Origin of the sequence: Shewanella sp. SG41-4 (genome assembly GCF_014164505.1) — a bacterium.
Lineage (GTDB): Bacteria > Pseudomonadota > Gammaproteobacteria > Enterobacterales > Shewanellaceae > Shewanella.
Genome location: NZ_JACJFI010000272.1, coordinates 1 through 5,005 on the forward strand (window position 1 = coordinate 1; position 5,005 = coordinate 5,005).

3 protein-coding genes and 2 pseudogenes are annotated in these 5,005 nt (G+C 38.4%); 2 read left to right on the top strand and 3 right to left on the bottom strand.

What is annotated here, in order from left to right; translation table 11 throughout:
• Positions 1-34: 34 nt before the first annotated feature.
• The 3 genes and pseudogenes from H5202_RS17845 to tnpB all read right to left on the bottom strand — a co-directional run.
• Positions 35-490: pseudogene (locus tag H5202_RS17845) on the bottom strand (IS66 family transposase); the annotation flags it as partial.
• 201 nt (positions 491-691) lie between these two features.
• Positions 692-1,108, bottom strand: coding sequence for a hypothetical protein (locus H5202_RS17850; protein WP_182773254.1), 417 nt, complete (start codon positions 1,106-1,108; stop codon positions 692-694).
• 189 nt (positions 1,109-1,297) lie between these two features.
• The gene (tnpB, locus tag H5202_RS17855; protein WP_182773255.1) at positions 1,298-1,438 is read right to left on the bottom strand and encodes an IS66 family insertion sequence element accessory protein TnpB; all 141 of its coding nucleotides are present in this window, start codon (positions 1,436-1,438) and stop codon (positions 1,298-1,300) included.
• A gap of 929 nt (positions 1,439-2,367) precedes the next feature.
• Between tnpB and H5202_RS17860 the strand changes: the two genes are divergently transcribed.
• A complete protein-coding gene (locus tag H5202_RS17860) occupies positions 2,368-4,044 on the top strand; it encodes a serine hydrolase domain-containing protein (RefSeq protein WP_182773256.1) in 1,677 nt (558 codons plus the stop codon).
• Positions 4,045-4,683: 639 nt separating this feature from the next.
• Positions 4,684-5,005, top strand: a pseudogene (locus tag H5202_RS17865) (anti-phage protein KwaA); the annotation flags it as partial.

Sequence of the window (5,005 nt, forward strand, 5' to 3'; positions counted from 1 at the left end):
GCTAATTAGTAACCGTTCATCAGAGGGGGATTGGCTAGGTCGACATTAACCCAAAAACATCTGGGTACTCATTCTTGCCATTTACGGCAGTAATGATTTGGCTGATCACTGTGATTGGCGATAGTTTGCGTTTCTTGCACGTTTCAACCATCGATAAAACCCGAGAGCGGAATTTCTCACCTCTATCCGAGCTGGTGCCGTAACAGATTTTTCGCATAATCACACTGCCACGCAGACAGCGCTCAACCTCGTTATTGGTTAACGGCGTATCTGGATGATTGAGAAATCCCCATAAACCCACTTCATATTTGAGGATGTAGCGGCAACGACCTGCATAGCGTGAGGAAGGCACTTTCGTGCCGCGTTCAAGCCAGTCAATGATACTGCGCCGCAAGCGATGCATTCGCCGACGCCAATTGACTTCGTCAAGTGTGCCCGCTTCATATTTAAGCTGAGTACGAAAAACGGAGTTGAGATCTTGAAGGATTCTATTCGAATGAAGGTTATTCTTGCGTATATGAGGATTTATTTTCAAAAATGAGAGGATTTATTGATCAAATAAAAGAAGATCGAATATAAAATGTCTAACAAGTGTTAGTTAACAACAACATTTAAGGAGCATATATATTGAGTTGTAAATTCCAGTACGATAAAAATGTGGGGCTGGAATTTACAACTAAATATATCTTAATTAGTTATCATTTATCGTTGGCAGTTTATCCCACAATTGATGTTCCCAATTTAGAGCATTAAATGCTCCTATCACAACATGATCTAGCTTGAATCCTTCAATTTTGTCCCCGTCTTCATCGACAATTTCGAGGCCCTCAATTTTTATACCTTGATCATCTTCAATCGATATATCGAACTCGTAAGCATCTTCAATACTTTTACTTCCCCCTTGGGCAGTCCAAAAAAATTCGATTTTTATTTTGTCGGCTGTAGCAGTGCATGATCCCACCACGTAAGAAATATAATATGGATGCATTTCCTCCGGTGCCCAATCCTCACTTCTATCGACTTCTAATCTTTCAAACATTGTATCTGCTTCAAAAATATTGAATTCGAATTCCAGTTTTTTTAGTTGTTCAATAGTTAAAGTTGTCATAATCTTCACCTTTTCTTGATTTAAATATACGAACCAAGTTCGCAATATAAATAGATTAACAAGTAAAAAAATTGGTAGTCCTGAAACAAAGCAAGAAAAAATGCTCTATTGAAGAAACTAGGGTTTGTTGATCTTTGATGTTTAAATATCAAACAACTTTCTCGGAATTTTTGGTTGAATAAACGCTAGCTATCTGAATAACAGCGCATCCATAATGGGCGATAACTCAAGCGGTTGCTCAACCACCACAATCAAACCGTTAATCGACTTACGAAAGTCCACGGTGTCTAGATGCAGGTAAATCTGAGCCGGGTCAATGAACATTCTCATGCTGACAACGCCTTGAACTTGAACAATTGAGCCAATCAATCAGGCTCAGTGCTGGCATGTCGATTCACCAAATTGCAGCGACATCATTGCTGCATGAGGTGCAGGCTTGCTGAGTTTGATGCAAGATGTAGCGGATTTGCGTTACTGTCGTTTTAGCAACGACCGCTTGAAGGCCTGAAAGTATTTATTGTCCAGCTGGCCACTAAAAACAGTGTTATGTTGATATGTATATTTTTCTTTTAATCAGCGTGTTATTAGTTTCAGGCTACATGATGCAATTCACAGGATGAAATATCACACTAATCTGTGACTTGTTGTAGTTAAATAATTAATTTAGGCACAAACTAAAAGGTTAAAACTACTGCGCGTAAAGCATGTGATGGTCAATGGAGTGAAGCATCCATTAGATTAGCTCACTCCCCTTAGGAAATCTAATAAGTATTACCCGCTAGTACAATAAGTCTATCAAGCTTTTGTCCAGATACTGCTTAGAGTGGCCACTCTAAGCAGTTATTGCCCCAAACCTTGTTAGTCATTTAATAAACTACGTTGTGTCGCTTCGCCCCTAATCTTTTGCAAAAAGTGACGAGAGGAAAACAACAGTATTTCCCTTTTCGGTTAACTTTTTGAGAATCTTGCTGCCCTTGTAAAATAGCTCTTACAATGTGAACTAGTCTCAAGCTTTAGATCAAAATAGCTTTACACATTCGTTCACTTCAAACGGAGATCTTCGAGTCAGCAGTTTTTTGTATAGCTAAATAAAAAGCCACTCTTGTATACATTTGAATACTCTATTTGAATAGATGTAAGAAAGAAGTCGTGAGTTTGGCTTGCAATCGAGGACAAGGGTTACCAAGGAGATGTTCACTTGTAAGTATTTTGAACAAAAATAGAATACAGTGGACTAAAAGAAGACATGTAATTTTAAAATGGAGTTTAAGTTGCTAAAAATCAGATCATTAATCCTCGTGAGTGTGTTTATTGTTATTTCTACATTTCGCCCAGATGCTATTGCTGAGCCTAGCCAGTTTGACATTGATAGTATTTTTTCCGAATGGGAACAAGTTGACCAGCCAGGCGGCACTGTAGCAGTTATTAAAGAAGGTAAACTCATTTTCAGTAAAGGATATGGCTTAGCCAATATCGAGCACTCAGTCCCTAATACTCCAACCACCGTTTTTAGAATTGCATCTACCTCAAAACAATTCACAGCAGCGACTATTCTCCTATTAGTTCAGCAACAAAATTTGAATTTAAACGATTCGCTCTACTCTTTCTTTCCAGATTTTCCAGATTATGCAAAAGACATCACCATAAGACATTTGCTCCACCACACTAGTGGGGTTAGAGATTATTTTAACCTTAAAGAGTTAAAAGGTTTTCGAACTGATGATTACTATGATGATGCAGAGGTCATGGGGTGGTTGACCGCTCAACCATCACTTAATTTCAATCCTGGGGAGGAGTTTTTATACAGTAATTCAGGTTATTGGTTACTTGCACAAATAGTGCAAAAGGTAACGGGAGTTTCAATGGCCTCATTCGCTGACAATGAAATCTTTAAGCCTCTGAAGATGCACAATACGCGGTTTCAAAATAATCATAACCGTATTGTGAAAAATAAAGCCTATGGATATACCCCCTTCTCTGGACCTGAATTCGAAATTAACATGTCAACATTAGATCTTATTGGTGATGGCGGCATTTTAACTACTGTAGAAGATTTAAAAAAATGGGACGATGAGTTTTATCAACAAAAAGTGTTTGATAAAAACTTTTGGGAAAAAATGACAACCGTTGGAACGCTCAATAACGGTGAGCAACTTGATTATGCTTCTGGGCTTCGTATAAGTGATTATAAAGGGCTTAAACAGATAGACCACGCAGGGTGGTTTGGCGGTTTTAAGTCGAATCTGATTAGATTTCCAGAGCAAAAATTTTCAGTCATTGTCCTAGCGAACAGAGAGGATGCTTATTCAACTGGTTTAGCACACCAAGTTGCTGATCTATATTTAAATCAGTTCTACAAAAAAGAAGTTGAAAGTGCGCCGCAGTTTATTGAACTTAACGCAGATCAGTTAAAGAATTTTTCTGGTCACTATTGGAGTGAAGATAGAAGTGATTCACGTCATGTGTATATTAAACAGGGAAAGTTAAAGCTATCACCAGCCCCCGAACGAGAATATGATTTAGCCCCTCTTTCCGAAAAGCAGTTCAAGCTAATGGGTGTGTCTGCTAACGTCATTATGACTTTTATGCCTAAAAGTAATCAAATGTCAGTCTCGGTAAATGGTCAGGATCCCTTTATATGTGATGAGTACACACCAGCCAATTACAACGGCGACCAATTAGCCCAATTTACGGGAAATTTTTACAGTGAAGCATTAATGGTCAATTACCACATCAAGATAATTGACGGTGAGCTACAGCTTCATATAGGTAACAGTCTGATATCTAAGCTTGATGCAGTGCAACAAGATATGCTGGTCAGTCGCAACCTTGGTGTCATCCATATAGAAAGAAACCCCGAAAGCGTAATTACTGGGTTCAAGATGTCCTCAAATCGAGTTAAACATGTCCAGTTTAAAAAAGTGTTGGCTGAATAGTCGAGCTCAATGCTTGTAATAGCAAAAGCATCTAATAATCAATTGCTTATAGCGCGACTTAAAAGTGTTCTTTTACTTTCAGGAAGAAAGATTGCTAGTACTGAGTAGCCCTATAACCTAGGGTTACTTTTTAAGTAGTGACTTTAAATAGTCTAATTAATGTGGAGATAATCTCAATAGCTTCTTAAGTATTTCAGAACTTAGCCATACTTATCATCATCTGAACTTAAGACTTAAGACTTAAGACTTTAGTGCTTCAGTTCTAACAAGCTTTGGTTAAAGTACGTCTGAGGGGATCAACCTAAGACGTTTCTGTCCATTTTCAAGTTAGCGTAGCCAACACATTTCTGCCCCATACCTTGTTTCGCATAACTTAACCAGCTCTGCTTGGTACTGGATTGTAGGCCTAATTTTTGTAATGCTAGTAAGTGTCTACCATTTCAGTGGCGATTCAACTATCGCCCAGCAAGATGCGCAACCTGATAGAACTCAAATACAACACCATTGGCGATGCTGTTGAGGTATTTGGCTCACCAGGAGCAACCAGAGAAACCTTTATTGGGTTTCAGAAGTATCTTTATGAAAGATAGTTCATGAATATGTATACTGTATTTATAAGCAGTAATTAGGGCGATGAGGATGGATCTTTCAAATACCTTGGATAAAATCGGGTTGTACATACTTTCACTGCTGATTTTATTTGTTTTTATTATATTTTTGACTGTAGATGTTCCTTACTGTTTTGGCGAGAATTGCGAATTTGTTGGCTTCAGTGCATTTGCAGACATTGCAAAGAAAAACTTTTCTAGCATCTTGTCGCTGCTGGGGTTGGTTGCAGGTGTGTATTTCTATTTTCGGTTTGAGAATGAAGTGAAAGGTGGCTCTCTTGATGTCATGAAGATCGAGAAGTCCAGCAGTGAGAGCTATGAACACTTGGTGTTTTTAGCAACTTATATCCTGC

Excerpts from the sequence above, each read along its gene's own strand:
- H5202_RS17850 (WP_182773254.1), bottom strand. The coding sequence starts at position 1,108 with ATGACAACTTTAACTATTGAACAACTAAAAAAACTGGAATTCGAATTC.
- H5202_RS17860 (WP_182773256.1), top strand. The coding sequence starts at position 2,368 with ATGGAGTTTAAGTTGCTAAAAATCAGATCATTAATCCTCGTGAGTGTG.
- tnpB (WP_182773255.1), bottom strand. The coding sequence starts at position 1,438 with ATGAGAATGTTCATTGACCCGGCTCAGATTTACCTGCATCTAGACACC.